Source organism: Lamprobacter modestohalophilus, from assembly GCF_016583905.1.
Lineage (GTDB): Bacteria > Pseudomonadota > Gammaproteobacteria > Chromatiales > Chromatiaceae > Lamprobacter > Lamprobacter modestohalophilus.
Map to the genome: position 1 here is coordinate 1 of NZ_NRRY01000035.1, position 26,897 is coordinate 26,897.

Annotated in this window: 23 protein-coding genes; 9 read left to right on the forward strand and 14 right to left on the reverse strand. The window is 64.4% G+C overall.

Going from position 1 to position 26,897, the window contains the following annotated elements:
• Positions 1-323 precede the first annotated feature (323 nt).
• The 3 genes from CKO42_RS17645 (at position 324) to nagZ (ending at position 4,582) form a co-directional block, all read left to right on the forward strand.
• Positions 324-1,046 (forward strand): hypothetical protein, encoded by a 723-nt coding sequence (locus CKO42_RS17645; protein WP_200246889.1) that lies wholly within the window; start codon positions 324-326, stop codon positions 1,044-1,046.
• 1,533 nt (positions 1,047-2,579) lie between these two features.
• Positions 2,580-3,338, forward strand: a complete 759-nt coding sequence (locus tag CKO42_RS17650) for an ATP-binding protein (protein WP_242479489.1) — start codon at positions 2,580-2,582, stop codon at positions 3,336-3,338.
• A 122-nt stretch (positions 3,339-3,460) separates the two neighbouring features.
• The gene (nagZ, locus tag CKO42_RS17655) at positions 3,461-4,582 is read left to right on the forward strand and encodes a beta-N-acetylhexosaminidase (RefSeq protein ID WP_200246893.1); all 1,122 of its coding nucleotides are present in this window, start codon (positions 3,461-3,463) and stop codon (positions 4,580-4,582) included.
• Positions 4,583-4,695: 113 nt separating this feature from the next.
• Here nagZ and CKO42_RS17660 read toward each other — a convergent pair whose 3' ends face one another.
• The 5 genes from CKO42_RS17660 to CKO42_RS17680 form a co-directional block, all read right to left on the reverse strand.
• Positions 4,696-4,908 (reverse strand): hypothetical protein, encoded by a 213-nt coding sequence (locus CKO42_RS17660; RefSeq protein ID WP_200246896.1) that lies wholly within the window; start codon positions 4,906-4,908, stop codon positions 4,696-4,698.
• A gap of 1 nt (position 4,909) precedes the next feature.
• On the reverse strand, positions 4,910-5,455 hold the full coding sequence (locus CKO42_RS17665; protein ID WP_200246899.1) for a JAB domain-containing protein: 546 nt from the start codon (positions 5,453-5,455) through the stop codon (positions 4,910-4,912).
• 133 nt (positions 5,456-5,588) lie between these two features.
• A complete protein-coding gene (locus CKO42_RS17670) occupies positions 5,589-6,641 on the reverse strand; it encodes a DUF7146 domain-containing protein (RefSeq protein ID WP_338034941.1) in 1,053 nt (350 codons plus the stop codon).
• Between the two features lie 173 nt (positions 6,642-6,814).
• Positions 6,815-7,048 carry a hypothetical protein gene (locus CKO42_RS17675; RefSeq protein ID WP_200246906.1) on the reverse strand — a complete coding sequence of 78 codons (234 nt, stop codon included), beginning with the start codon at positions 7,046-7,048 and terminating at the stop codon, positions 6,815-6,817.
• A gap of 444 nt (positions 7,049-7,492) precedes the next feature.
• Positions 7,493-7,645, reverse strand: coding sequence for a hypothetical protein (locus CKO42_RS17680; protein WP_200246909.1), 153 nt, complete (start codon positions 7,643-7,645; stop codon positions 7,493-7,495).
• A gap of 3 nt (positions 7,646-7,648) precedes the next feature.
• Between CKO42_RS17680 and ahr the strand changes: the two genes are divergently transcribed.
• Positions 7,649-9,175, forward strand: a complete 1,527-nt coding sequence (ahr, locus tag CKO42_RS17685) for an NADPH-dependent aldehyde reductase Ahr (protein WP_242479490.1) — start codon at positions 7,649-7,651, stop codon at positions 9,173-9,175.
• A 556-nt stretch (positions 9,176-9,731) separates the two neighbouring features.
• Here ahr and CKO42_RS17690 read toward each other — a convergent pair.
• From CKO42_RS17690 to CKO42_RS17730, 9 genes are all read right to left on the reverse strand, one after another.
• The gene (locus CKO42_RS17690) at positions 9,732-11,690 is read right to left on the reverse strand and encodes a VWA domain-containing protein (RefSeq protein ID WP_200246911.1); all 1,959 of its coding nucleotides are present in this window, start codon (positions 11,688-11,690) and stop codon (positions 9,732-9,734) included.
• A gap of 122 nt (positions 11,691-11,812) precedes the next feature.
• Positions 11,813-13,033, reverse strand: a complete 1,221-nt coding sequence (locus tag CKO42_RS17695) for a DUF3150 domain-containing protein (protein ID WP_242479491.1) — start codon at positions 13,031-13,033, stop codon at positions 11,813-11,815.
• 64 nt (positions 13,034-13,097) lie between these two features.
• Entirely contained in the window at positions 13,098-13,484 is a 387-nt protein-coding gene (locus CKO42_RS17700; RefSeq protein WP_200246913.1) for a hypothetical protein, read from the reverse strand.
• Positions 13,481-14,464 (reverse strand): AAA family ATPase, encoded by a 984-nt coding sequence (locus CKO42_RS17705; protein ID WP_200246915.1) that lies wholly within the window; start codon positions 14,462-14,464, stop codon positions 13,481-13,483. Before CKO42_RS17705 ends, CKO42_RS17700 begins: the two co-directional genes overlap by 4 nt.
• Positions 14,465-14,760: 296 nt before the next feature.
• The gene (locus CKO42_RS17710) at positions 14,761-15,774 is read right to left on the reverse strand and encodes a YqaJ viral recombinase family nuclease (RefSeq protein ID WP_200246917.1); all 1,014 of its coding nucleotides are present in this window, start codon (positions 15,772-15,774) and stop codon (positions 14,761-14,763) included.
• Positions 15,775-15,850: 76 nt separating this feature from the next.
• Positions 15,851-16,906 carry a recombinase RecT gene (locus CKO42_RS17715; protein WP_200246919.1) on the reverse strand — a complete coding sequence of 352 codons (1,056 nt, stop codon included), beginning with the start codon at positions 16,904-16,906 and terminating at the stop codon, positions 15,851-15,853.
• Positions 16,907-16,991: 85 nt separating this feature from the next.
• On the reverse strand, positions 16,992-17,180 hold the full coding sequence (locus CKO42_RS17720; protein ID WP_200247019.1) for a hypothetical protein: 189 nt from the start codon (positions 17,178-17,180) through the stop codon (positions 16,992-16,994).
• Complete coding sequence (locus CKO42_RS17725) at positions 17,164-17,553, reverse strand: single-stranded DNA-binding protein (protein ID WP_200246920.1); 390 nt, start codon at positions 17,551-17,553, stop codon at positions 17,164-17,166. The genes CKO42_RS17720 and CKO42_RS17725 overlap by 17 nt, the downstream gene beginning before the upstream one ends.
• A gap of 62 nt (positions 17,554-17,615) precedes the next feature.
• On the reverse strand, positions 17,616-17,822 hold the full coding sequence (locus tag CKO42_RS17730; protein ID WP_200246922.1) for a hypothetical protein: 207 nt from the start codon (positions 17,820-17,822) through the stop codon (positions 17,616-17,618).
• A gap of 445 nt (positions 17,823-18,267) precedes the next feature.
• Here CKO42_RS17730 and CKO42_RS17735 point away from each other — a divergent pair, with 445 nt between their 5' ends.
• The 5 genes from CKO42_RS17735 (at position 18,268) to CKO42_RS17755 (ending at position 26,862) form a co-directional block, all read left to right on the forward strand.
• Positions 18,268-19,356, forward strand: a complete 1,089-nt coding sequence (locus CKO42_RS17735) for a conjugal transfer protein TraF (RefSeq protein ID WP_200246924.1) — start codon at positions 18,268-18,270, stop codon at positions 19,354-19,356.
• Positions 19,356-20,780, forward strand: a complete 1,425-nt coding sequence (locus CKO42_RS17740; RefSeq protein WP_200246928.1) for a conjugal transfer protein TraH — start codon at positions 19,356-19,358, stop codon at positions 20,778-20,780. Before CKO42_RS17735 ends, CKO42_RS17740 begins: the two co-directional genes overlap by 1 nt.
• A gap of 10 nt (positions 20,781-20,790) precedes the next feature.
• Positions 20,791-24,501: a conjugal transfer protein TraG N-terminal domain-containing protein gene (locus tag CKO42_RS17745; protein WP_200246931.1), complete on the forward strand. Its 3,711-nt coding sequence runs from the start codon at positions 20,791-20,793 to the stop codon at positions 24,499-24,501.
• Positions 24,502-25,345: 844 nt separating this feature from the next.
• Complete coding sequence (locus CKO42_RS17750) at positions 25,346-25,942, forward strand: SOUL family heme-binding protein (protein WP_200246933.1); 597 nt, start codon at positions 25,346-25,348, stop codon at positions 25,940-25,942.
• Between the two features lie 347 nt (positions 25,943-26,289).
• Positions 26,290-26,862, forward strand: coding sequence for a flavodoxin (locus tag CKO42_RS17755; RefSeq protein ID WP_200246935.1), 573 nt, complete (start codon positions 26,290-26,292; stop codon positions 26,860-26,862).
• The last annotated feature ends 35 nt before the right edge of the window (positions 26,863-26,897 follow it).

Below are 26,897 nucleotides of genomic sequence, written 5' to 3' on the forward strand. Positions count from 1 at the left end.
CGTGATGGCCCGGTCTTTGTGAGTCTCTGTCATTGGTCTGCTCCGCTACCTTGGTTGACGATGGGTTCTCATCATCGCTTATTGTGCCCGCTCGGGGTGTGTTGGAGGAGCGGGGCGGACCATTCCATTACTGTTGAAGGGCTTCGATCGACGCTGATGTCCCTGGGCGGGGCCGCCTGGAGACAACGATTTTCCATGCGGGCCGGGCTTCTGTCCTATCGACAGTGCTTGCGCCCGGAGCTCTCCGATGCGAATCATCCTCGGACGAGCGTGAACACAGCAATCCTTCCAGGGTCCCTTGACCGATCCTCGATAGCCCTGTGATGCTCAAGATAGATCTCGCTGGACGCGCAGCGGCACTCGGATTCCGTCCCTGCATCCTGCCCGGCATCGCGCCTGGTCAGCTCAAGTCAGACTCGAGGAGAGACGTCACCGTGTTCCAAGATCATCCCCCCATCGACTGGACCTATCCGCAGCCGCGCGCTGGGCTCGCGGGCGCGCTTGACAGGTTCATCGGCCCCGGGGCCACCCGCGCTGAACGCCTGCTTCAGATCCTGGTCCCGTCGGTCGCAGCCATAGCGGCCCCGCTCTATGCTGCGACGATGGGTCAAAGCTGGTCCTGGGTGCACTACCTGCTCTGCATGGTGCTGGCCTTCGATCTGGTCGGCGGCGTGGTCACCAATGCGACCTCGAGTGCAAAGCGCTGGTACCACCGCAACGGTCAGGGGTTTGCTCAGCACGTCGGCTTCACGGCCGCGCACCTGTTGCATCTGCTCCTCGTGGCCTGGCTCTACCTGGACAACGACTGGACCTGGGCTGCGATCGCAGGCGGTTATCTGCTCGCCGCCGCAGCCCTGATCCTGATGGTGCCGGTTTATCTGCAACGCCCCACGACCTTGATCCTCTACCTTGGCGGTTTGGTGGTTGGCCTATGGCTGCTTCCTACACCGCCGGGCCTCGACTGGTTCTTGCCCGTGTTCTACCTCAAGCTGTTGGTCAGTCACCTGCCACGCGAAGAACCCTATCGGCCCGCGACGGGCGACTGAGGCTCGCCGACAGGCCGTCTCAACCCGCCGGTTTACAGGCTCCGGCCGATGCCGTTCCTCGCTGCCATACCGAGCACAGTGCACGAAACCAGAGGGTGCAGTCGCACTTGGAGTCTGAACTCGTGCGCTCGAAAGGGGATCACGAGGACGCCAGCCGTCGCAGGCGTGCGATCTCAGATCGACCTGAACCTGTTGGTTACCCCACTGAGCATCGGCTGAGAGACGCTCGATCAGGTGAGACAACGCGCTGTTCTGATCGCTGGCTCGAGCGCCCTGGCGCCCGTCGTTTGACTGCTTAAGAGCAAGGCGGCTTTGAGTCTGGTCGGACACGCGAGCCGGCGCTTGAACGGCGCGGACGATCGCACTCAACACCCGGAACAGCCCGCTGACTGACCGATCCTTGGAGAACGGATCAGCGTCTGCGCAGGCGATCGCGGTTGAGATGAAGCCGCGCCTCTCGGGCAGACGAGCACCGCGCTGAAACGCGCTGGTGACCGGCAACGCCTCACTTGTCCCAGGTCGAATCTTGTCATCAAGAACGGCTGATGAATGGTGCTGAGTAGGGAACTGAGTTCCCTAGATAGCGGCTGAAGTAGGGAACTGAGTTCCCTAGATAGCGGCTGAAGTAGGGAACTGAGTTCCCTAGATGGCAGCTGAAGTAGGGAACTGAGTTCCCTAGATTGGGCTGAAGTAGGGAACTGAGTTCCCTAGATGGCGGCTGAAGTAGGGAACTGAGTTCCCTAGATGACGGCTGGAGTAGGGAACTGAGTTCCCTAGATGGCGGCTGAAGTAGGGAACTGAGTTCCCTAGATTGGGCTGAACTAGGGAACTGAGTTCCCTAGATGGCGGCTGAAGTAGGGAACTGAGTTCCCTAGATTGGGCTGAACTAGGGAACTGAGTTCCCTAGATGGCGGCTGGAGTAGGGAACTGAGTTCCCTAGATTGGGCTGAAGTAGGGAACTGAGTTCCCTAGATGGTGGCTGAACTAGGGAACTGAGTTCCTAAGTGAAATCCTGTATTGACAAGTCTGATTCGCGCTCATTATTCCTATTGGTCATGACGATGTTTTCATCTAAGTGATTGACTGGAGATGTGAAATCGCCTTGATCATGCGCCTCGGCTTGACCGCTCAATGCGGAGCGAAAACAGGCCGCTTGAGGCCGGTGAGGTGGATTCAGCGTCGCGCGCTTCTACAACGTCTACAACAACAACGTCTTTATCTTTCTTAGTTTCTGTTGTTGTTGACGTTGATGGGATTCGCGCGCGACGAGCATGGCCTCATCGATTCGCTCGGTGGCCGTCGATGCATCGGTTGCATCGCCATTCGCGTTGCGATGACCTTTGCCATTCATCGACTAGGCAACCGATGAAAACCCGGTTATAGTGCTTGCTGTCGTGAATGGCTGGCGGTTGATGAGTCCGGCGCAATGAATGTGCTCAACCCTGCCGCGCGAATGGAATGAAAACCTTGTGCCGAGCACGGATCGCCAGCCCGTGACCGCCATTGCCCACGCCCAGCCGCAGAGGTCAGCCCATGGACAAACACCTTCCGATCTCGCGCGATTCAGCGCAGCCGAATGGCGTTCGGCCTGTGGGATCACGGGCCGGATCACGCCTGGGGCTCCCCCTGCTGTCCGCCGAAGACCTCGCCGAGCGGGGTCGGCAGGAAGTGCGCAGCCTCCTGGCCACGCGGCGCCAGGCCCTCGAGCGTCAATGGCAGCGACACCTGGCTGCGAGCGGCATCCCTGAGCGCTTTCGCGGCAAAGGCTTCGCCGACTATCAGGCCGACAGCGCCGAGCAGGTGCTGGCGCGATCGATCTGCCAAGACTTTGCCTGCGCCCTCAGTGCTGGACAACGACCCGGCGAAACGCTGCTGCTCCTCGGCGGCCCAGGCACCGGCAAGACCCACCTGGCTTGCGCCATCCTCGCGACCCTGGTGCGTGCCGGACAGCGCGGCTGGTATGTCTCGCTGCCCAGCGCACTGCGCAGTCTGCGTGACGCCCGCTCATCGCGATCCCAGGGCTCCGAGACCGAGGCCTTCGCACAGCTCAGCGCGCCAGACCTGCTGGTGCTTGATGATGTGGTCGATGCTCAGGACGAGACGCGCTCTGGACTGCTGTTCGAGGTGCTCGATGCCCGTTACGCGCAGCAACGCGCGACCATCCTGATCGGCGATCTACCGGCGTCGAGGCTGGAACAGACGCTCGGCCCACGGATCATCGAGCGGCTCCACGAGGCGGGAACACGCCAAGTGTCCTTGAACTGGCCCAGCCACCGCCGCCGCGCAGGCTAAGCGCAACGAGCATCCGAGCCTGGATTCGAACCTAGCCACGGCCACCGGAGCAGGCCCAAACGCTCCGCGATAGATGACCCGCAGCCCAGGCAAGCATCGGCACCCTCTGTCAGGCTTCCTCCATGCACCCGCGCCGACAGTTCCTCCAAGCCGCGCTTGGACTCACCGCCATCGCCCCTTGGCGATCCCTACAGGCGCAAGACCTGCCCTGGTGGCACTGGCCGCTCGAGCAGCGCCTGGCGCAACTGCTCATGGTCGGGTTTCGCGGTGCCGACCTCCGTGCTGACGATCCCATCGTGCGCGATCTCCTGGTGCATCGCCTTGGTGGAGTCGTGCTGTTCGATCGCGATGGCCGCAACATCCGCTCGCCGCAGCAACTGCGCGCCCTGACCCGACCCCTCTCGGCACTCAGTCCAACACCGCTGCTCATCGGTGTCGATCAGGAAGGTGGGCGCATCTCCCGCCTGAAGCCGCGTGACGGCTTTCCAAACACCGTCTCCGCCCAATCGCTCGGCCAACGCGATGATCCGGTACAGACCGAACGCGCGGCTGACGCCATCGCCCAGACGCTGGCGGACAACGGCCTGAACCTCAACTTCGCCCCCGTCGTTGATCTCAACAGCCACCCCGACAACCCGATCATCGGTCGTCTCGAACGCAGCTTCTCGGCCGATCCGCACCAGGTCGTGCGCCATGCGGCTGCCGTGGTCAGGGCGCAGCAACGCCGAGGCATCATCAGTACGCTGAAGCACTTCCCGGGCCATGGCAGCGCTTGGGCCGATTCGCATACCGAGGTCGTCGATGTCACCCACAGCTGGTCAGCCCAAGAACTCATCCCCTATGCCCAACTGATCCAGGCCGGCTATCGCGATCTGATCATGACCGCCCACATCCGCAACGCGCGCATCGACCCCCGGCATCCGGCCACGCTCTCCTGGCCGACCCTCACCGGCCTGCTGCGCCAGCGGCTCGGCTTTCGCGGTGTGGTGATCAGCGACGATCTGCAGATGGACGCCATCGCCCAACACAACAGCCCCAGCGAGGCCCTGATCGGCGCCCTCAACGCCGGTGTCGATCTCCTGCTCATCGCCAACCACCGTCCCTACGACCCGGATCGGGTGCCGAAGACGCTGGCCATCCTGCGCCAGGCGATCGTGGACGGGCGGCTGCGTCTCTCGCGGATCAACGCCGCCTGTGCCCGTGTGCTGGCCCTGAAAGCCCGCTATCGCTGGCCAGTTCACTAGAGCGTCGAGACTGACACAACAACAGGCCACCCCGACAACGCCGGGATGGCCTGTGCACAAACGCTCAGGGCTGATGGCACCACGCAGGTGCCGTCAGCCGGTTCAAGGGTGTCTCAGAGGCCGCGCTCGTCCACCATGGCCTCGAGTCCACAGGGACCCAGCCGCCAATGGCGGTCTTCATCGGCATCCTGATCGCACAACAGTGCGGTGCGCTGCTGCGCGTCCACCCTGATCAGGGAAAGGGCACTGTCATTGGTCCACTCGATGCCGATCAGGAACCCCTGCAGGCGCTCGAGGGACTCAGACACCACGATGATTTGGGCCATCTCAGAGCAACCCTCGCTGTGCCATCGAGCAGCCACCCTCGCGCCCCACCACCAGGTGATCGAGCAGGCGGATATCGAACAGCTCAAGACACTCACGCAGACGCTTGGTGATGGCGATATCCGCACCGCTCGGGGTTGGGTCACCGCTGGGATGGTTATGCGCGATCAGACAGGCGGCGGCATTCAGCGATAAGGCCATCTGCGCCACCACGCGCGGATACACATTGCAGCCGTCGAGGGTGCCCTGGAACAGATCGCGGATCTCGATGATGCGGTGGCGTGAATCAAGGAAGGCGCAGACAAAACACTCACGCGGTTCGCGCGCAAGCGCTAGGCGGAAATAGCGCAGACTGACCTCCGGGTCGGTCAGGGTGACATAGGCCGCCGAGGGCTCCAGCACCTGCAGGGCCAGTGCGATGACGCTGTCGCGCTCAGGAGCGCTCAGATCGGTCGCGGTCAGTGGGGCGAAGCGGTCATCGGCCGCGGTCTGTTGGGAAGCAGGCGAGCGAGGCTCGCGCCGAATGGACGTGGACGTGGATGCGTTCATCAGATCGGCTCCGATGGTAAAGAGAAGGCATCGCGCCAACTGCTCGGAAAAGCGCAGCACGATGCGTGGGTTGACATGAAGAAGCGCCTACAGCGCAGCGCGAAAGGCGCAAGCCGCAGCGCGCAGCACCGCCTCAGGCGGCGCGAGATAGGGATCGGTCCTGGCGTTGCCGCCAGACATCCGCCCAATCGAGACTCTTGGCCCCGTCAGGAATCGGTCCGGGTGGCAGGGCCAGTCGCACAACGATGCTGCCGGACAGCCGGATACGCAGCCTCTCAGCCGCGCGCAGACCCGCGCCGGACCGGTCGCGATCGGCCCAAACCGTCAGCTGCTCAATGCCAGCTGGTGGCTGAAAACGCTCGAGCAGCGTTGCCGACACACAGGACCAGACCGGCATGCCACTCAGCGCGGCGGCGGCCAGTGCCGTCTCGAGCCCTTCGGCGATACCGAGCATCCGGTCTGGTGCCGCCAGGCGGATCGCACCGCCGGCCAACGCGCCTGATGCCGCAGCGGGCATCAGCTTTCGGGGGCAGGGCACCTCGGCCTTGCCTTGGCCATCGGCGCGCAGATAGGTGCGATGCAGCGTCAGTGCCCGGCCATCGGCGGCACAGACCCGTGCGAGCAGGGCCGGAAAGCGCCCGAGACAGCGTTGATGCCCCTCGGCATCCCCGTGCCAATAGGCCAGTGCCGGATGCAACCGGACGACCCGCGCATCCAGTGCGACGCTCTCCAAACCGCGCCACGCCAGATAGCGTCGCAGCGGTTCGGCCTCGGGATGATCTGGCGACAGCGCCTCGGACCAGACACGATGCAGCTGGGATCGGGCACGCTGTGCATCCGCATCGGTGGTGTCTCTGACGGTGAGACGATGTCCAGGTGGCATCCTGACCGCGCGGGCCGGCACCGCATCCGGCAGGTATCCAAGCACCGCTGCGATCTGCCTTAAGACCTCCGGGAACGACCAGCCGAATAGCCACTGCAGCAACGCCAGTCCATCTGAAAAGGCGCCGCAGGTCGCACAAATGCCACCCCCGGTCGTATCAACATCGGCGAACAGACGAAAGCCATCGCCATGACGACCGTTATGCACCGGGCAGGGACCATGTCGTCCGGGACGCTTAAGCGCCGGTCCCAGCCGATCACCCGCCAGCGCCGAAAGGACGAACAGCCAACCCGTGCGTTGCACGGAAGCCTGTATCTCGGCGGCCTCAAGGCGTCTGCGCTGAGGCCCCGTGAAAACAATGGATGAAAGCGACATCTCAGAACACTCCAGTCAGCAGGGTCTCATGGGGAAGACGGCCGCCTCGAGCAGTGCCATGCGCCCAGAAAGGCGCACGACCACTGCCGAGGGGAAATCGCTCAGGCCAAGGCTGGCCTGGAGATCGAGCGCTGAGCGCGCTGGGCGAGCAACGCGCGGGTGCGTGCTTCATCGATGATCAGTCGGTAGACCGACTTCACCAGGCTGCGGGTGTCGCGATCGCTGGCGCTGGCAAGCAGGTTGAAGACGGTGGTCTTGGCCCGGGCCAGTTCCGCGTCGCTGGCGGTGTCCAGGAAGGTATCGAGGCTGTTCCAGAGATCGGCATTCAGACGCATGGGATGTCTCCTCATCAAACGCGGGGAGACAGCTCCGCTGGGGAGGATCTCTCCCCATGGGGTGGATAGCGCTGCCGATGGGCAGCGAGGTTGCAGGGACGCGATTGAAACCCCCAGCGTGGGGTGGCGACTCAGTGCGTCTTCGGTCGCCAAAGGCGGTGATCAGCACAACGCCGATCACCTGAGGAAACGGCCCCCTGTCCACTGCACGCGGGTTTGGTCTCGTGTGCGCTGGAGAAGGAGCCCCGGAGCGGGTTACCGGATCGCCTGGATGCGGTGGTCCGTTGCAGCGGGCTTCACTAGCTTGCCGCAACGGTTGCGGTCAGCGATAGGCGGAAAGATCAGCGCGGTGCGGAGGATTTGTGACGGGCCTGTCCTGCCTTGAGCACAGCCGATGTGAGGAGGGTTTGCGGACTGCCTTGGGTGACCAACGGGAGGCGACGATCACCAGGCGGGAGCGCAAGGAACGGCTTGTTGCTGCGAAGACTGTTCTCCTTCTTCAAGCACCGCCGTCATGTGGAACAGCGCAACGGCGAGCCTTTGTTCAAGCTCGCTCCACTGCTCAAATCGATCGACAGCCTCGGCGACCTGCGCCAACTGATGCACGCCGCCAACGAGCGCTACCTCGCCTTCATGGCGTGTCTCGACAATCCCGACGCCGGGCAGAAGGCACTGGCCAAAATGACCGCACCGACCAAGGTCAAGGGCCGCTCCTATCGTAGCTTCGACCTGTTCCTCGACCCTGACTACCGTCTGTTCCTGACGCTCGCTCGCGGCGAGTGGGCCATCTTCGGTGTGCGCGCCGGCGATTTGCGCCAGCACATTCCCGGTCTCACACCGGGGCGCAGCTCCGATCTGATCAAGCGCCTGCGCACTCATGGCCTGATCAAGCAGGTCGCCCACAGCTACAATGATCGCTTCACCACGCTCGGCCGGCGCGTCATCGTCACCGCCCTGGTCATCCGCGAATATGGTGTACAACCCAGCCTGGTTCGAAATGCACTTTCAAGTCTTTGCCGTTTTGTCGAAGATTTTGCAGATCAGGGACGAAGGGATCTCCAATCCCGCACTCCCACGAGCCGAAGGCTCCAATCCAGCCCCCCAGAGGACATGCCAATGACCACCGTCCACGCCTATGCTGCCACCGCCCCCAATGGTTCGCTGGAGCCGTTCGAATACCAGTTGGGGCCAATCGGTCCCGAGGACGTTGACATCAGCGTCGACTCCTGCGGCATCTGCCACAGTGATCTGAGCATGCTTGAGAATGCCTGGGGGATCTCCGCCTACCCCTTCGTGCCTGGGCACGAGGTCAGCGGCCGGGTCAGCGCGGTGGGCGAGATGGTGACCCATGTCCAGGTCGGCGACCGCGTTGGACTGGGCTGGCATGCGGGCTACTGCATGACCTGCGACGAGTGTCTAGGCGGGCACCACAACATGTGCTCCAAGGCGGAGCAGACCATCGTCGGCCGGCATGGTGGCTTCGCCGACCGCGTCCGTGCGCGCGCCGCCAGCGTGTTCAAATTGCCAGCGGGCATCGATGCGGGCGAAGCCGGGCCGCTGCTGTGCGGCGGCATCACTGTGTTCAACCCGATGATGCAGTTCGGTCTGCCGCCGACGGGCCGCGTCGGCATCATCGGCATCGGTGGGCTTGGCCATCTGGCGCTCCAGTTCGCACGCGCTTGGGGCTGCGAGGTGACCGCCTTCACCTCCAGCGAATCCAAGACCCAGCAGGCACTGGCGATGGGCGCCCATGACACCCTCAACTCCCGCGATCCGAATGCCATTGCCGGCGCGGCGCGGCGTTTCGACCTGTTACTGTCGACGGTCAATGTGCCGTTGGACTGGAGTGCCTATCTCGCGACCCTGAAGCCGCGTGGGCGGCTGCACCTGCTCGGTGTGCAGGTGGAACCGCTCGAGCTGTCTCAGTTTCCGATGCTGATGGGGCAGCTCTCGGTGAGCAGTTCGCCGGTGGGCAGTCCGCTTGCCATTCGCCGTATGCTCGAGTTTGCAGCACGGCACCAGATTGCTCCCGTCACAGAGCACTTCAGAATGGAGCAAGTCAACGACGCCATGGAGCATCTGCGCGCCGGCAAGGCGCGCTACCGGATCGTTCTGGATCGTCACTGATCGGAACCGCAGCGCGCACCCTGCGCTGCTACCGCCATCAATCAATCAGCCAAGGCCGACTGGATGCCCCGTTCATCAACCGATCCAAACGCGAACGCAACCATGAGGCGACCCCGGCGCATCCTCGTCCTGTTCGCTCCCCCTTGCCTCGACCGCTCGGAGGTCAACCGCGCCTTGATCTAGGCTACCGCCGGCGTCGAGGGCGTGACCCTGGTCGATCTCTACGCCGAGTATCCGAGCTTTCAGATCGACACCGAGCGCGAGCAGGGACGACTGCTGGCCCATGAGGTCATCGGAATGGCAGGATCTGGTCTTGGAGTATGGTTTCGCTTACAGCTCCAAGGGCACGGCTCATCGGCTCTTGGTTGCCGGCGCCGGACATCAAGCACGCAGCCGCCTTTGTCATTGCCATTGATGACCGCGACCGCGCCATGGAGATGGTCGAGCACCTGCACCGGCACTGTCCGGGGGGCGACGCCGGAACAAGCGACCGGCGACCCCGCAGAGCAACTCCACGGGATCGCCGATCGGGTCGGGTCAAGTCAGGTCAAACGATTCAAGCAGCGATCAACAGCTGCTCAGCGACCCCGAACAGGGCCTGCTTGAGCTCCGTCACCGCCTGGACGCGAAGTGCGATCGGAAACAGCGCCGAGACATCGACGCCGATGCCAATACCGACCGTTTCCAGTCCACTGGCCTCGCACAGGCGCAGAATATCCCGCGTGTCATCATGCGCATCCGGTTTGCCATCGGTCAGCACCAGGACGATGCGCCGCGACTCTGGTCGGGCGAGTAGATCGGCGGCGGCGAACCAGAGCGCACCGGCCATCGGTGTGGTCCCGCGAGCCTCCTGCACAAAGGCGCCGGCACGCGCGCGAGGGCGCTCGCCATGGCGAACCATGACGGTCGCCGTCTGCGCCTCGCCATCCTGGCCGGGAAATGCCGAAACGGCCACCGACACCCCGTTGAGCTGGTCGAGTGCTAGCGCGAGGGCCAGCGCCGACTCCAAAGCGATGTCGAGGCGTCGTTTCACGGAGCCGTCGGCATCGCAACGCACGCTGGCCATCATCGATCCGGACAGATCGATCAGCAGATGCAGCGCCGTCTCCACCGCGATCCGCTCGCGTTTGCGGGCGAAGATCCGGGGATCGCCGATCGCCGAACGGTAGAGCCGTTTCGACAGCAACCGTGGGCCATGGCGATGGGCCTGTGACCGATCCAGGCGCGAGGCCTGCACCAGTCCATGCAGCCGGGCCATCAGCGCTCGGGAGGTCTGCTGGACCTGTGCCAGGCGCTCAAAACCGGCCTGGGCATCGCCCAAGAAGCGCTCACCGTGGGGCAGGACACAGCGACTCTGGCCGCTGCCCGCCGCCGCGAGCAGACCACGGAGGATCTCGAACGGATCAGCCGGCAGGTCCGCATCGGTGGCCTGCAGCGCTTGGGTCAGTGCGCTAAGTTGCGCAGCCGTGGCTTCGGGCGTGACGGATGCATCGTCGGGTTTCGCTTGCTTTGCAGCTGAGGCTCGATCGATGCTCGAATCCGAATCCGAATCCGAGTCCGAGTCCGAGTCCGAGTCCGAGTCCGAGTCCGAATTCGAATCCGAGTCCATGGACGCACTGTCTTCAGCATCCGTACTCGCGCCGGGTGGGTCGGCATCATCGTCCTCTGCGGGCTCGGGTCGCTGGCCCTGATCGGCGGTGCCGATCGGATCGCTTGCGCGATCGTCAGCGCCATCGGTTCCGGCTCCTGAAGACGGCTGAGTGCAGGCTCCCGCTGCGCCATCGCCTTGATGCGGGTCATCCTGCGCTGCTTCCGGCGAAGCCTGTTCCGGCTGGGTCGCTTCGGGTGACTGAGAGGCCTCTTGCAAAGCCTGTGCGCTCTCGTTCTCTGCCTCCAGCAGAGCCCGCACGCGTCCTGTCAACTCAGCCACCGCCTCGGTACTCTGCAACTGTGCCACCTCCGTCAGCAGCCCCTGCAGTCGATGCACGGTGCGGGCCGGAAAGACCGCCCGCAAGCGGGACTCGGCACGCTGCGCTTCCGCAGCCAGCAGCGCATAACCCAGCACGCGATGGCGCAGCGAGAGCAGCAGATAGCTGCTCAGGATCCGCGCCGGATGCGCATCCAAGGGCGGCGCTGTCATCGCACCGGCGTCCAGCAGATGCGCACAGACCGCCTGCAGGGTCTCACGGGTGCCGGGATAAGGGCCAGCCAGCGCGCGCTCGATGCGCACATCCTCGAGGATATTCAGGATCTGCCCACTCAGGGCATCGCCGTCCTGAGCCGCACGCCGATAGACGGCGAAGTCGGTATAGCGCAGATGCCCCGCCTCATGCGCCAGATAGCCCCAAGCGACCGGCAACAACGCCGAATCGCTGGGCAGGGCCGGCACGACGATAGTTTGGCCATCGGTCAGTGCCTCATGGCCGCCGACGCGGACAGCGACGCCGAACTTGCGTCCCAGCGCCGCCGCGACGATCGGCATGGCCCGGTGGAGGGTGGTGGTGGGTGTGATCATCAGGTGTCTCCGAAACGATTCAATCGGGGACAGCCGGCCCCTTGGGGCCGGCTGCCCCGCAGGGGTGATGGACGACGGTCGTCAAGGCTCCAATCGGAGCCAGTGACGGCCTGAGTGGAAGCTCAGAACCAGAAGTCCTGAGCGCTGATGGGTTCGGGTGTCGTCGATGGGACCAGCGCCGGGGACGCGTTCGTCGACTCGATCTCCTGGGACGCGTCCTGGCCGTCGACAGGATCGTCATTGAACAACGCATCGAAGTCTGCGATTGGCTCCGCGCGCGTCGATGATGCCTCGGCAGGCTTGGTCTGCGTGTCGTTGCTCACGGGTGCGAATGCGTCTGAATCCGTCTGCGCATCCATCCCTGAAACGGCATCACTGTCGGCATCGGCATCGGCATCGGCATCGGCACTGCCAGCCGTCTCATCGGCATCGACAGTGTCATCAGAGCGACCGGCCAAGGCTTGGCCTATCGCATCCCGTGGCATCAACTCCGCCAAGGCGAGCAGACCCGCCCCATGGCGCGCCATCGCCTCGGCATCGCCAACCAGCCGCATCAACGCCCAGCCTTCCAGGAACAGCCCGCCGGTGATCGATCCGGTCGCCGGCAGACGTGCCAGCCAGGCACGCAGCGAGCGCACCACCGGATCGATGCGATAATCGGCAAAGCTCAACGCATCGAGCTTGTCAGCGATCCGGCGGAAGGTGCCGAGCACGCGCTGTGACAACTCATCCTTGCCCAGGAACGACTGTTCCAGATGCCGAGCCATGCGCTCAACCTCCGAGAAGATGGTCTCGCCCACCGCCTCGAGGTCTTCAGCCAGGGTATCCTCCGCCACCGCCAAGGAGGTCTCGATGCGCAACGCCTGCACCCGAAAGCGCAGCTGCGCACGCACCACCTCGACCGGATCGATGGCCTTGAGGATGGCCGGCTCCCAGCGCGGATAGGCCGCACACCAGGCATCGATATGGCGGTCATAATCGGCCAGAAAGGCCTCGGCGGCCGCACGCGCCTCGCCGGTCAGCCGGTTGGCCTCGACCAACACGGCTGCGGCATGGCTGTTCGGCACCAGATAGCCGCCCAGAAAACGCGTGCCGACAGCCAGCAATTCGCGCTCGACCTGACGGCGTTTGCGGTGAAAGACCCGCAGCGCCTGCGGGTCGCAGACCTTCTTGCTGCCCAGGGAGATCAGCTCATCGGGCGGCCGATCCTGGCCCATGCGCAGGTCTTCCGGGCGCAGCTTCTTGCGCCCGGACCAGATGTGGTAGTCGATCAGAAACAGGGTCGTCTGATCGGTCAGGCGCAGCACCTCAGGTGCGGGCGCCGGGATGGACGTTGTATTCATAGGTCTGCTCCTCGCGCGGCGTCACGAGGACGACCGCGCGGCAATGATGGAAAGAGGACGGCGCTCAGAACCAAAAGTCGTCCTCACCAACCGCAATCCGCGACAGATCGACGGCCTGTGCGGTTGGCAAGGCTTGTGGGGGAGGCGGGGACGGCTCGGGCGTTGGCGCCGAAGACTCGGACAAGGGCGTCGAGAACAGCTCAAGGCGCTGATCCTTCAGCACCGCACGGCCCAGCAGCACATAACCCTTGGACTGCTTCTCAGCAGCTCGCCGCAGGATCGACAGTCCCTCAGTGGCTGGATAACGGCGCTGCTGGCTCACCTGATCGGTGCGCCCCCAGCAGACATCGAGGTCGCCGTCCGCGCGGCGCCGATAGGCCCAGTCCTTCGAACCCCCGTGCGCATGTCGATAGCGAAACAGCTGCCAGGGTGTCGGGTCCGGGTCGCTCATTGCGCCCCGCTCCAGAGTCCGCCGAGCACATCGGCGGCGATGCGGTGGATCGCTTCACGCTCCTCAGCCACCGCACGGGCAGTCAGGGCCTGATCCAGCGCATAGGCCAGCGGATTCGGTGCCCCCTTGAAGGTCACCGTCAGTCGCGCCCAGCGCACCAGGGCGCGGGTCGACAGCGTCAGGGTCAGCTCACTTTGCCCGGCACGATCGCTCGGGTTGCTGGTCACGGGATCGAGGCTCTCGCCCATGAACAGCCGTCGCACCTCATTGGCAACGACGACCAGCTTTTCAGCGATCTCTCTTGGTAAGGACGGAACCAGCTCAGCGAGCAGCGATTGCTCGACCTCGGGCTCCGGATAGCTCACCCGTAGCACGCGAAACCGGTCCAGGAACGCCAGGTTCTGGCGCAGCACGCCCTGATAGAGCCCGGTCTGATCACCGGCGCCGACACTGTTGCCGGTGGCGATGACGCGAAACAGCCGATGCGGGCGGATCAGCTCACCACCATTCTGAGCGATGACCAGCGGTGCCCCTTCGACGATATCGTTGAGTCCGGCCAGTTCGGACGGGTCCATCAGATCGAGCTCGTTGAGGATCAGCAGATGACCCTCGCGCGCGGCCAGCGCCAGCGGACCGTAGACGAACCGCGTACTGGCGTTGCTCAGCTGGAAGCTGCCGAGCAGATCGCTCAACTCCATGCGCCCATGACAGGTCACCTCCTGCACCGGCCAGTTGAGCCGGGCGGCGACCTGACGGATCAGCGAGGTCTTGCCGCAGCCGGTCGGGCCGCTCAGCAACAGCGCATCGCCCTCCGGCGCCCGCAGAAAGGCGAGCACCGCGTTCAGACCCTGACGAAACACATAGGGCTGCCGCGTAGGGATCTGCGGATGGTCTTCATCGGCGAAGCCGTCGATCTCCAGTCCGCGCGGGGCCTGGATCGCAAAGGTGGTGGCGACATCGAAGCGTTGGGTGGTGGACATGGGGTTCTCTCTCCTGGGTGAGGAGAGACCGACGTCCCCGGCAGGGAGTTAGGCTCCCCTCGGGGTGGATCAAGGCTGCCAGAGGGCAGCCGGCTGAATCGGTCGGGACTTGTGAGGCGCTCCGACAAGCGCACGGCAAAGCACAGCGGTCTGCCGCAGGAACTGAACGGCTGCCAGATCCTGGGGCAGACCGCCTGCCCGCGGGCAGGACGGTCTGGGGTTTGAAGGGCCTTGCACTGGCCGATGGGACAGCCAGCGCGAAGCGATCTCAAAGGGCGGGTGTCAGCGGTCGCGACTCAGAAGTAGAAGTCCTTCGCCACGGCCTGTTTCGCCGCTTGCGCAACCGCCTCGGCATCGAAGTCGATCGCCGCCTTGGCCGAGTCCTCCTGAACCGTGACGCGCACCCGCTCACTCGACTTGCGTCGGAACTGCTCCAGCGTCTCGCTCGGCAGCGGCGGCAACAGGGCCTTCACCAGCGCCGGGTAATCGACGCTGCCGTTGGCACAGAAGCGAGTGATGCGCAGTCCGGCCGATTCGGCGATCAGGGCCTCGCCCATCATCGCCACCAGATCGGTCTGCAGCTGATCCAGCTCGGTTTTGCAGCGTTTGACCTCGGCTTCATGCACTTGGGCTTCACGCCAGGCGTCACGATAACGACCAGCGAGCGCGTTCCAGTCCTCCGCTTGCTCAGGCGGCGGCAGGTAGAGATCCCGCACTGGGTCCTTGGCCGGCTCCTGGCGTTGCTGGATCAGCTCCCAAAAGGCCAGCGCCTGTTCGACCAGGGTCTCGATCAGATCCGCATCGCGGGCGATCTCGAAGACGGTATTGGTCTGCGCATCCTGATGGAACACCAGGTAGCCTTTCTCAGCGCCAGCGACATAGAGCTGATGCTGCACCTGCGGTAGATACAGCCGATAGGCCTCGGCTTCACGTCCCTGCGCGCAAACGGCACGATAGGTCTTCGCGCTCGGTACCTTCAGCTCCACCGGCTCGCCGGCATCGTTGATGCCATCGAAGGACGCACGCAGGATCGGCTCCGCCTCGGCTTCTGCGCACAAGGGCATCAGCAGGGTGTCATAGGCGTGCTCGAACCACTGGCGGGCGGCATCCTCGAGTTGGTTGCCGCGCTGCACCTGCGGGTTGCGTGACAGATCCGCCGCACGGGCGAGTCCGGTGCGCTCGGCCCAGAGCCGCCAGCGCGTCTTGTAGGGTGAGCGATCGAGAATGATCGCCGCTTCGGAGGCGGTGATGCCCTGGCCGCGCCACTGCTGCCAGGCGGGTGTGCGTTGGGCGATATCGATGATCTTCATCGGGGGTCCTCGGTGAGCCGGGCGCACCGATCCCGACCGGGAGGTGCTCCCGGCAGGGGAATGACAGCAGGCCGGTTCAGGCGGCCTGGCGTTGGTCGGCGTCGGCTTGGGACAGCCTGTCGGTCTGCGGTTGCGGCTGGGTCTGGGCCACAGCCAGTACCTGCAGGGCATAGGCCAGATCGGAGCCACTGCAGCGATCGCGCAGGTACTGCTCGGCCTGGGTCCAGGCGGCGTTCTCGGCTGCGCGCGCAATGACCTTGTCGATGCGCTGTTTCATCGTTGCGTCGGGCTCGACATCGCTGGCCAGCGTCTCCGCAACAGCGACCGTCTCTGGCGTTGGTGAGGCATGCGCGGACGTCTCGGACGCCGCGGTGGCGGTGTCATTGGTCTTCACCTCCGTTGGCCTCGATTGAGACGCCTGAGAGGTCGACCCGATCTCCTGCGCAGCACCCGCCATCGACAAGGGCGTATCGCTCTCGATCACCTTGCCCTCCATCTCCTCGGCGGTATAGGTCGCCTCTTCGGGAAAGGCCGCGCGCAGTGAGGCGGCCTTGGCGCATTTCATCAGCTGTCCGCGCGGGCGCTTCAGCCACATATCGGCCGGCAGCTCGGAGTAGGCACCGCCATAGCGGGCATAGGTCTCAAGCCAGAACACCGGTTCGGTGAAGGCACAACGCTGACCGGCGACGATGCGATAGACGGTCACCTCACACCACTCGGGGAAGGTGACGCTGCTCTCCAGATCCTGCCAGGTGCCGTTGCGTTTGATGCGGGCGCTGAAGGTGCGCTCGCACAAGGGGCCGAAGCGCGGCGGATCGATGCCGGCCCACTGGCCGGTGCGCGCTGCCGTGGTCTGCAGCTCGGCGATGCCGGGCCAGACCGTCTCGATCTCCCGGCCCTGCGCCTTGGAGTACATCGGCACGACGTGCACCGGGCGTTTCATGATGTCCAGGTTGCGCGCCGCGCAGTAGTGCACGGCGAGCAGAATCCCTTCAGCGGTCTTGGCCGAGGGGAAGATCGACTCGGTCAGCACCTTCCAGGTGCTGGGGCTGAGGTTCAAGGCGGGATCGAGCGCCGGCATCGGGATGCGCGGCTGATCCGCCTTTGCGAGCGGTGTTTGCGTCGATGGCATCAGGGTCCTCCAGGATGCGACAGGCCGGGACCGGCCCCGCAGGGGACCGATGCCCGGCGTGGGTGAGTAGGGTAGCGGTGTTGGCTCAGCGGGTCAGACGCTCAAGGCGCTGCGCACGCTGCTCCAGGCGCTCGGCATGGCGCCGATGGGTATCCAGACTGCGCAGACTGCAGCGGCGCATCATCCGCGCACGCTTGCGCAGGGCACGGGCCATCGCCCTCAGCTCGCAGCGCGCCCAGACCGATGCTGAGCGGCGTTCAGAACGGCAGCTCATCGTCGAAGGGTGCTGCGCCGTTCGGGGAAGACCCGGCGTCCTTCGCTCCTTTGTTACCGAGCATCGTCATCCGCTCGGCGATGATCTCGGTGGTGGTGCGCTCCTGGCCAGCCTGATCCTGCCATTGGCGGGTCTGCAGACGACCTTCGAGATACACCCGCGAGCCCTTGGTCAGGTACTGGCCGGCGACCTCCGCGCTGCGGTTGAACAGCACGATGCGATGCCATTCGGTGCGCTCCTGGCGCTGGCCGGCCTGGTCTTTCCAGCGCTCGCTGGTGGCCAGCGACAGCGTGGTGACGGCGTTGCCATCCTTGGTCTGGCGTTGTTCGGGATCACGGCCAAGGTGACCGATCAATTGGACTTTGTTAAGCATGGGTCGCGCTCCTGTTGATGAGAGGCAGGTCGACGGTCTTGCCGCCTGCCGGGTGGGGTTGATCAGGCCTGCTCGCGTCGGCGCCGACGCTCATGGCTCGGCGCCTCGTACTCGGCGTAGGCCTGGTCCTCGTCTGGCCAGGGCTCGATGGCGGGTGGCTGCAGACGATCGCGCAGTTGCCAGAACAGCACCTTCAGCCGCCGGATGAGGCGGCGTTGGAAGCGCATTAGTGGATGGCGTGCGCGGGATGGGGAGGGATGCGCGGGCATCGGGGCTCTCCTGGAAGCTGGGAGGCCGCGCCGGCGTGTCGAGGCGCGGCCTCGCGCGGTGGATGGGTGACCGTCACCTCGGTGGCGACGGGCGACTCAGTGGACGCGTTTGCAGACCCCTGAGGGGCGAGACTCATGGCGTCGTCGGTCTCGTCAGGTCGTGGCTGAAGCAGCCACGGACCGAAAATCCATCCGCGGGTCGCATCCTGCTGCGTTGCAGGCATGGTCGATGGCAGCCAGAGCGCTTGCGCTCCAAGTTATCGCTCAGGTGCGCGGATGCCTGAGCCGCAGAGCCATTCTCTGGGCCGCGCTCTGTCGGCGCAGCAGGGAAAGATGCGGAAAAACGGCATCATTTGGGCTTGTGCGGGGGCGGGTCAGGAAAGAGGGGTGAAAACGCCACCCTTTCGCTGTCGCCGAAATCCTGGTTGGATCGGATCATGGAGACATGATCGAATTCCGCTTCCATTGCGCATCGCGCCCAGTCCTGGGGGACCTCTCCCGGGTTGGGGCAGGATTGACCCTGGCCTTGGCGCTTGGGCTCGCCATCGGGCTTGTTGCGTCCTCGCCGCCGGCCTCAGCCTTTGAGGTCGCGCGCTTCTATGAGCGCAGTGCCGAAGGCTGGTTCTGGTATGCCGATGAGCCGCCTGAGCCTGAGATCCCTGAGCCGGAACCGGAACCAGAGCCGGCGCCGACCCCTGAGCCAGCGCCACCGCTGGCCCAGCCATCACCAACAGCTGATCCAGCACCCAGTGCCACCAGCGGCCCGGCACCCCTCTCCGCCGCCTGGCTGCGCGAGAACCTCGAGCGCTACCGCGACCAGGCCATCGACGATCCCTCGCCGACCAACGTCGCCCTGTATCTCTATCTGCAGCGCCTGGTGCTCGATAAAGCCGAGCGCTTCGCCGAAGCCACCCAACGCGCAGTCTGGGCCGATCCGCTGCTCGATGAGACCACGCGGCGACCACTCGCCACCTTTGCCGCCAACCTGGCCAACCGCGAGGCCGGTGCTGCTCGAGACGCGGCGCTCAAGCTGATCGCCGAGCAGGCCGGGCTCTGGTTCTTCTACCGCGCCGACTGTCCCTACTGCGAAGCCCAGGCGCCGCTGCTCGACCTGTTGACAACGCGCTATGAGCTGGCGGTGCGGGCGATTGCACTGGATGGACGTCCACTGCCAGGAGGCTTCTTCCCAACCTTCGCTACCGATGCCGGTCAAGCCAAGACCCTCGGCGTCGTCTCAACACCGGCGCTGTTCCTGGCCCGGCCCCCCGCTGGCGTGGTCCCGATCGCCCAAGGCGTGCTCTCGCTCGCTGAGCTGCAGGAACGCCTGGTCAATGCCGCCACCGAGGCCGGTTGGATTCCTGAACACTGGCGTGAACGCACTCGCGCGCGGGTGACCGACCTGCGTCTCGACGGCACGCCGCTACCGACTTCCGATCTTGCTGGCGACGACCCCGATCAGCTGCTCGAGCGCTTGCGCTCGCGCGCCGTCCTGCCATCGCTTCCGCCTCTGACTCCGACTTCTGGAACCCCCTGATGCGTTCAGCCCCGCTTCTCGTCTCCTCGTTGCTCACCAGCCTGATCCTGAGCATCCCGATCCCGGCCAAGGCTGACCTCGCCGACGAGTTGGATACGCTATTCAACAGCCTGGTCAACGTCACCGATCCGACCGCCCATCTGGGCCAGCGCCGTGGGGTGCTCTCCGGTGGCTCGGTGGTCGCCCGCAACCGACTGATGAACACCAACCTGGTCAACGTCGTGCCGCCGAGCTTCGAGGCCGGCTGTGGTGGCATCGATCTGTTCGCCGGCAGCTTCTCGTTCATCTCCCGTGATCAGCTGACACAGCTGTTTCGCTCCATTGCCTCGAATGCGGCGACCTACGCCTTCAAGCTGGCCCTGGACTCGATGTGCCAGAACTGCGGCCAGGTCATGGACTCACTGCAGAAGAAGATCCAGGCCCTGAACAGTCTGTTCGCCAACTCCTGTCAGTTGGGCCAAGGCGTGGTCAACGATGTGGTCGATGCCTTCGATACCCAGCACAAGATCAAGCATTCCGAGGCCTCGCTGGTCCGAGGACTGGGCGATGTCTTCGAGAGCTGGTCCAGCGTGACGGGTGAGGACCCCATCGCCCAGGTCCAGCGGGCTGATCCTGAGTACGCCCGTACCGTGTTGCAGGGCAACCTGGTCTGGCGCGCACTGAAGACCGAAGGCGTCGCTGGCTGGTTCGGTAGCGGCGATGATGCCCTGCTCGAGGCGCTGATGTCAGTCACTGGCAGTGTCATCGTCGGCCCATTGGAGCCGAGCCCGGATGGGCGGGGCAGCAACAACCGCATCACACCATTGCCAGCGGTCCTGACCCTGCGCGATCTGCTGCACGGCACCACCGACAGTTCGGACGTGCGCATCTACCGCTGCGCACCCAGCCGCGATGCCGATGGTTGTTTGGCGCCGACCATCCAGACGCTCAGCCTGGAGGGCATGATCAGCCGGGTGCGGAACCTGCTGATCGGCGATGCCAGTCGTCCCGGCCTGATCGCCAAGTTCCGCCTCGGCACCGATGACTTCTCTGCCGATGAGCGCGCCTTCATGCAGCAGGCGCCGAATGGATTGGGTGGGGCCGTGGCCAATCTGGCCAGGACCGACGAGGGCACCGCGGTGCTGTTTGCCGAGCAGGCGGCGCCGGTGATCGCCTTGGAACTCGTTCAGCTGATGCTGCATGACATGGCGCGCGCGGTCAGCGTCTCGACGACGATGACCGACAACGCCTATGCCCGGTTGCTGCGCGAGCAGATCGCGGAGGCGCGGACCGAGCTGCGCACCGAGGTCGAAGTGGTCAGTGCCCAATACGGCTCGGCCCACGAGCAGCTGGCCTATTACACCGACCTGCTGCGCTCAGCCAAGGCGACCCCCTACCTCAGCGTCGAGCAGGCCCGAGGCGGTCGGCTGACGCCAGAAAACTAGGAGGCACGCGATGTTCGAGATCTACTCCATCGGCGATGCTGCCTTTCTGACCCAGATCCTCAATGCGGTCGCTGCATTGACCGGGACCGGGGATTTCCGGCAGCTGATCGCCGTCGGTCTGGCGGTCGGTGTGATCATCGGCCTGTTCCAGGGACTGGTCCAACAAACCCTGCAGATCGGGCGCTTCTTCATCGCGCTGTTGGTCTATCTGCTCGCTTTCGGGGCTTCAGTCTCGGTCACCATCGAGGATGGCTATAGTGGGGCGGTGCGCGTTGTGGACAATGTCCCGGTCGGACCCGCCGCCGTCGGCTCGGCGTTGTCGAATGTCGGCTATGGCGTCACGCGGCTGATGGAGCAGGCCTTCGCCACCCCGGCGATGACCGAGCATGGCTTTGCCGATGCGCTGCAGACCCTGACCAGCGTGCGCAAGGCGACCCTGTCCCGCGCTACGCTGGGCGCGGCCAATGAGCCGGTTCCGGGCTCGGACGTGGAACGCTCCCTGGTCAGCTATGTCGCCGACTGTGTGCTGGCGGATGTCGATACCCAGCGCCGGACCCTGGATCAGGTGATGAAGGCGCCGGATCTGAATACGGCGCTGGCCAGTAGTAACGTGGCCTTCACGACGGTGTTCATCGAGGCGGGGCGGGCGGTGACGCTGCCTTGCGATCAGGCTTGGCGGCGGATCGAGACCTTGCTGCCCAATCAGTTCGTCCCGGCGCTGAAAGAGACCTTGCAGGCGCGCTTTGGGGTGGCGAGCGTCACCGATGTCGACGCCAAGTTGAACAACGCGCTCGATGCCCTGGCCGGGGCCGGGCGCGATGCGCAGCAGTTGATGCTGATGTCAGCCGCACTCGGCTGGCTGGAGAAGGGCATCGTACTGACGCATGAGAACCGGTTGCAGTGGTCAGCTGCGACCACGGTGCAGCAGGCGATCGCTCAGCGCAATGCACAGTGGGCCGCCGAGCAGGCGCTGTTCCTGAACATCGTCCGCCCGATGCTGACCTTCTTCGAGGGCTTCATCTATGCGGTGGCACCCTTGATGGGCTTTGCCATTGCGCTTGGTCCTTTTGGTATCAGTCTGGCCGGCAAGTGGCTGCTCTTCGCGCTCTGGACCCAGCTCTGGCTGCCGGTGCTGGCGATCACCAACCTGTATCTGCTGATGGCGGCGGGGCGGGATCTGGATGCCTTGGCCAACACGGCGAATCTGGACCCGTTCTCCTTCTACGGGCTGATGCAGCTCGATCAGATCCTGCAGGATTATCTGGCCACTGGCGGCATGCTGGCGGCCGCGACACCGGCGATTGCGTTGATGCTGATCTATGGCAGTGCGATCACGGCGACCCATCTGGCTGGGCGGCTGCAGGGTAGTGACCATATTGCTGAAGGCAACCTGGCTCCGCCGGTCATGACCACGGCGCCGGCACTGGCGATCAGCGCCGGGTTTCAGAGCACGCCCTATGCCGGCACCACGGCGATGGGCGCAGAGAACGTGCTGCCGCGTTTCGATATGGGCACGCAGGCCAATCGTGAGGCGGCGCGCACCGAGCAGGCGCTGATGCAGTCGTCGCAGCAGTTCATGCAGAGCCTGGGGCAGACGGCGACGCGCTCGGCCTCGCAGAGCGGTGAATCGTTCGAGCAGCGGGCGCTTGGCTTTGAGTATTCGGCCAGTACCAGTGCCACGGATCGCACGCTCTACAGCGAGGGCAGTAGTCTGGCGCGGCAGTATTCGGAGACTGGGCTTTCGAGCGATCAACTGACCGGTCTGCTGGCGACTGGGCTCGGGTTGCAAGGTCAGGGGCAGTCTTCGCGCCAAATCAGCGCCGAACTCAATGGCCGCCTGCAGAACAAGTATGAGGTGACTGAGCAAGTCGCGCAGCAACTCTCCGATGAACTCACACAACGGGTGACGTCGGATACAGGTTTCCAGTCGAGCCTCGCCGAGTCCGTCAGGCAAGATGCGCAGCAGGGCAACCGCAGTGTGTTCACCGAAGGACTCAGCCGCCAGGACAGTGCCCAGCTGCAAAAGAGCGCCTCCGATGTGGTCCAAGACAGTCGCGCCCATCAGCGTGCCGAGCGACTGTCGCAGTCGGCTGCGGCCTCCGGCAGCTATCGCGCGGCCGAGGTGGGCCAACGCCTGGCCAGTCAGCCTGCGTTGGCCCAGCAGGCCTATGGGGCGATCGATCGTCTTGGTCTGACCGGCGATCACGAACGGGTCGCGAGCTGGTACAACGCCATGGGTGTGTTCGCCAACCCCGAGCAGGCGCGTGCCGCAGCGGCGATGCACCTGCTGGCCGGCTACGCGCAGCCGGAACGGGCACTTAGCGATGGTGAGCGCTTGCAGGCGCGTGAAACGGCGTTTGGCATTCTCGGCGAAGCCTTCCAGGGGCCTGGGGGTACTGGAGCTGATCCTGAGCCAGTCGGAGGGATTGGCGGTTTCGGCGGAGTTGGGACGTTTGGGTCGACACGCGATCAGGTGATGGGCGCGGGCCTGTTTGATCCGCGTGCGGCGGCGGCTGGTCTGGGCGATGGGGCTGGAGCGGCTATCCATCCAGCCACTGGCGCGGCGTCCGTTGAGGCCTTCCATACTGGAGCGCAGGCCCGTTTCGCAGGCGTCGAACAAGGGCAGGCACAGCGGGTCGCGGCAGCGCGCGCGGCCCACTGGGAGCGACAGATCATCACAGAATCGAAGACGTACAGCTCGCCTGCGGAGGCGAGCACCGATGCCATCGCCGGCGGCATCGAGAACCTGTTGCGACGCGGCATGATCAAAGGCGATCGCGCGATCGAAGCCTTCAACGGCCTGCTCAGCGGTCTGCAGAGCGGAGAGGACTGGCAAGGCGCCGTGGCTCAGGCCCGCGAGCGCTACGGCGATGCGATTGGCACCCTGGCCGATTATCAGCTGCAGACGCTGCCACCGCAGGCGCTGACGGAGGCCCAGGAGGCGTTCTACCGCAGCCGGGTCGATTGGGCCTGGATGGGCCATACCGCCTTCAGCGGTCTGGAGATCACAACAGCCTCGCATGAGGCGCAGCTCGACCGGCTGATCGATGAGCATGGACCAGAACTCGGCCAGGCGATTGCCGGTCAACTCACTGGCGCCGCGCACAGCCTCGACAACAGCAAGCTGACTGGCATCATCGCCTACAACCGGGCGCAGTCTGTCGTCGATGCGTCGGAAAAAAAAACACTGGAATCCGCCTCGACTAGCCAGGGACTGATCCATCATGCCGTTACCGGTGGCGTTGCCGGGCAGATCCTCGATCTGGTCGCCGGACCCGAGTCACTGGGAAACTACAATGCGCTCTATCGCGATGCCGATCAGTCGGCGTTGAACCTGAGCACGTTGACGTTAAATGAGGTCCAGGCACTGCAACAGCGCTTGGTCGCCGAGCGCGGCGGTTCACCCGTCGGGCGCTATCAGATCATCGATGACACGCTCGATGACCTGATGACGCGCATGGGCCTCAGTGGACAGGAACGTTTCACCCCGGAACTACAGGATCGGATGGCAATGACCCTCGCGCGTGATGCGGGATTGACGGCTTGGGAGGCGGGTCGGCTGCCGAACGACACCTTTGCGCACAATCTCTCGCGCATCTGGGCGGGGCTGCCGGCGGATGCCAGCAACCACAGCTACTACGAAGGTGTGGCGGGGAACCGGGCGACGGTGGCCTGGTCCTCAGTGATGGATGGACTCGAACGGGTCCGACGTCGGGAATGAGGTGAACGTATCGAAGTCTGGGCCTTCCCAGGGGTCGTCACAGTGACTGGAGGTTGAGCCATGATCAAGACTGATCAGGAGCGGTGTCGATTCCGGCGAAACGTTGAGATCAAGTCCATCCTGCGTATTGAAGGCACCCAGCGACGACGGGAAACTCGCGCCCGGGTAACGTCGCTCTAGCGTCTCAGGGGAAGTGACCGAGTTCGCGGTAGGGAGGTGCTCCCCCGGCGCTTCGTTGGCAGACCGTGCGCGGTCCATCCATGAGCTGATGACAAGCACCATGATGAACACTGACCAAGCCGTCAGATGCACCAATAGTGAGGATAAGGGCGCCAAGGCCGTGAACAGCGCTCCAGTTGCGATTAGAGCCAAGGCCGCGTCAGCCAGACGCCGACCCAGAGACTGGGTCGCGGCGGGCGGTTGGTCTGGTTGGGTTCGGATGGATACTGGCACGTTGATGCTTCCTCCCTGTTCATCATGGACAGGGAACGTGGTTTAAGCACTTGTCTAAGAAGCACTTTAGCATGGCTTGGAGGCCGCTGCTGGCCCCTTTGCATTCCCGTTGAAAGCAGCCATCGCTGACAGTGTGTTGTGGCGCTCGCGATCTGAATAGCGACTTGTGGCTAGCGACGTTCCCGCACGCGACCTTTGAGTATCCTGATGCCATCTGCCCGATGGGTCACGGTGGCGCGCGGGCTTGCTTTGCATGAAGCGTGGTTCGTCACCACCAAACCCGTCTCGCCAACACGACAGCCGCACGAGGACATTGATGATGAACAGGCACACCCAACGCTTGACGCGTATCGCGTTGACGATGCTACTGACAGTTTGGGGAGGGCAAGCAATGGCCACCGAAGAACCGCCTTACGAGGTCGTCCGTGAAGGCCCGGTTTTCGAGCTCCGCCGCTATCAGCCGCAACTGCTCGCGGAGACCGAGGTGCAGGGTCGCTTCGACAAGGTCGGCGGCAAGGCCTTTCGCATCCTTGCCGACTACATCTTCGGCAACAACCAAGCCGCCGAGAAGATCGCGATGACCGCCCCCGTCACGCAGCGCCCGTCGGCCAGCGACGATGACCAAGCCGGAACCCGGATCGAGATGACCGCCCCGGTGACGCAACGCCCCGCACAGACCGACGGCGACAGCTTCATCATCAGCTTCGTGATGCCGGAGCGCTTCACGCTCGAGACCGTGCCGCGTCCCAACGATCCGCGCGTTACCCTCCGCGAAGAACCCGGTCGTCTCATGGCCGTGCTGCGTTACGCTGGCGGCTGGGGCGAATCCAAGTATCGGAACCATGAGACGCAGCTGCTCGATGCGGTCCGTGCCGCTGGTCTGACACCGGTTGGCGAGCCCCTCTACGCCCGCTACAACTCGCCGTTCTCGCTGCCGTTCCTGCGTCGCAACGAGGTCATGGTCGAGGTCGTTGAACCCGATCAGTGAGCCAACGCCCCTGCGCGGTGTTGCGCCTCAGTGCTCACTGTCACGACCCAGCCAAGACCGAGACCGTTGTCGGCTTCGCCACAGGCTCAGGTAAGTTGAGTGGCGACATGCGGCTAACGATGGCGATGACATCCGGCCGCTCAACAACCGAGATGCCGCTGCTCCATCGATCAGGATCCGCCTTCGCTTCAGCCACTTGAACCCTTTGGTCGCTCCTGTCTTCGGGATGCCGGCCGGCACGCCGTTGATTGGCGCGGGTCTTGCTGAATTTTCTCAAATCGATGGGCTTATCATCAAGACGCTCACCAAGGCTCCCAGCGGAGCGACACGCACTCGACGGGGGCAGCATGCGTCAGATCGGCATCTTCTTCGGAACGGACTCCGGCACCACCCGACTGATCGCGAAGAAGATCGCAAAGGCGATCAAGGCGCGCCTCGGAGAGGACATGGTCGCCAAACCGCTGAACGTCAATCGCGCTAGCGCTGATGACCTGCTGGCCTTCCAGGCGCTGATGCTCGGCACACCCACCTATGGTGAAGGCGTGCTCCCCGGCAAGGCCAACGACACCGATGAGGCCGCCTGGCTGGAGTTCCTGCCACAGCTCGACGGCAAGGACTTCAGTGGCATCCGGATTGCCCTGTTCGGGCTCGGTGATCAGGAGAAATATCCGACCCACTTCTGCGACGCCATGATGGACCTGCACAGCCTGTTCGCCAAGGCAGGTGCCCAGATGGTCGGCGGAATCGACACCGGCGGCTTCGAGTTCAAGCGTTCGCGGGCCGTCGTTGATGGACGCTTCGTCGGCCTGGCATTGGATCAACATTTGCAGTCATTGCTGACCGACGCGCGCATCGACGCCTGGCTCGACGAAGTCCTCCCGCTATTGCTCGAGGTCTGCGAAGCGCCGGTACCCGCCTAGTCTCGCTCTGGGTATCGCTGTGCGCTGCCCATCCT

Coding starts and splice junctions, on each gene's coding strand:
- CKO42_RS17700 (WP_200246913.1), bottom strand. CDS start 13,484: ATGAGCGACCCGGACCCGACACCCTGGCAGCTGTTTCGCTATCGACAT.
- CKO42_RS17715 (WP_200246919.1), bottom strand. CDS start 16,906: ATGCCATCGACGCAAACACCGCTCGCAAAGGCGGATCAGCCGCGCATC.
- CKO42_RS17705 (WP_200246915.1), bottom strand. CDS start 14,464: ATGTCCACCACCCAACGCTTCGATGTCGCCACCACCTTTGCGATCCAG.
- CKO42_RS17750 (WP_200246933.1), top strand. CDS start 25,346: ATGGCCACCGAAGAACCGCCTTACGAGGTCGTCCGTGAAGGCCCGGTT.
- CKO42_RS17710 (WP_200246917.1), bottom strand. CDS start 15,774: ATGAAGATCATCGATATCGCCCAACGCACACCCGCCTGGCAGCAGTGG.
- CKO42_RS17745 (WP_200246931.1), top strand. CDS start 20,791: ATGTTCGAGATCTACTCCATCGGCGATGCTGCCTTTCTGACCCAGATC.
- CKO42_RS17755 (WP_200246935.1), top strand. CDS start 26,290: ATGCGTCAGATCGGCATCTTCTTCGGAACGGACTCCGGCACCACCCGA.
- CKO42_RS17720 (WP_200247019.1), bottom strand. CDS start 17,180: ATGAGCTGCCGTTCTGAACGCCGCTCAGCATCGGTCTGGGCGCGCTGC.
- CKO42_RS17730 (WP_200246922.1), bottom strand. CDS start 17,822: ATGCCCGCGCATCCCTCCCCATCCCGCGCACGCCATCCACTAATGCGC.
- CKO42_RS17735 (WP_200246924.1), top strand. CDS start 18,268: ATGATCGAATTCCGCTTCCATTGCGCATCGCGCCCAGTCCTGGGGGAC.
- CKO42_RS17665 (WP_200246899.1), bottom strand. CDS start 5,455: ATGAACGCATCCACGTCCACGTCCATTCGGCGCGAGCCTCGCTCGCCT.
- CKO42_RS17740 (WP_200246928.1), top strand. CDS start 19,356: ATGCGTTCAGCCCCGCTTCTCGTCTCCTCGTTGCTCACCAGCCTGATC.
- CKO42_RS17695 (WP_242479491.1), bottom strand. CDS start 13,033: ATGAATACAACGTCCATCCCGGCGCCCGCACCTGAGGTGCTGCGCCTG.
- CKO42_RS17725 (WP_200246920.1), bottom strand. CDS start 17,553: ATGCTTAACAAAGTCCAATTGATCGGTCACCTTGGCCGTGATCCCGAA.
- CKO42_RS17645 (WP_200246889.1), top strand. CDS start 324: ATGCTCAAGATAGATCTCGCTGGACGCGCAGCGGCACTCGGATTCCGT.
- nagZ (WP_200246893.1), top strand. CDS start 3,461: ATGCACCCGCGCCGACAGTTCCTCCAAGCCGCGCTTGGACTCACCGCC.
- CKO42_RS17660 (WP_200246896.1), bottom strand. CDS start 4,908: ATGGCCCAAATCATCGTGGTGTCTGAGTCCCTCGAGCGCCTGCAGGGG.
- CKO42_RS17675 (WP_200246906.1), bottom strand. CDS start 7,048: ATGCGTCTGAATGCCGATCTCTGGAACAGCCTCGATACCTTCCTGGAC.
- CKO42_RS17690 (WP_200246911.1), bottom strand. CDS start 11,690: ATGATCACACCCACCACCACCCTCCACCGGGCCATGCCGATCGTCGCG.
- CKO42_RS17650 (WP_242479489.1), top strand. CDS start 2,580: ATGGACAAACACCTTCCGATCTCGCGCGATTCAGCGCAGCCGAATGGC.
- ahr (WP_242479490.1), top strand. CDS start 7,649: ATGCACGCCGCCAACGAGCGCTACCTCGCCTTCATGGCGTGTCTCGAC.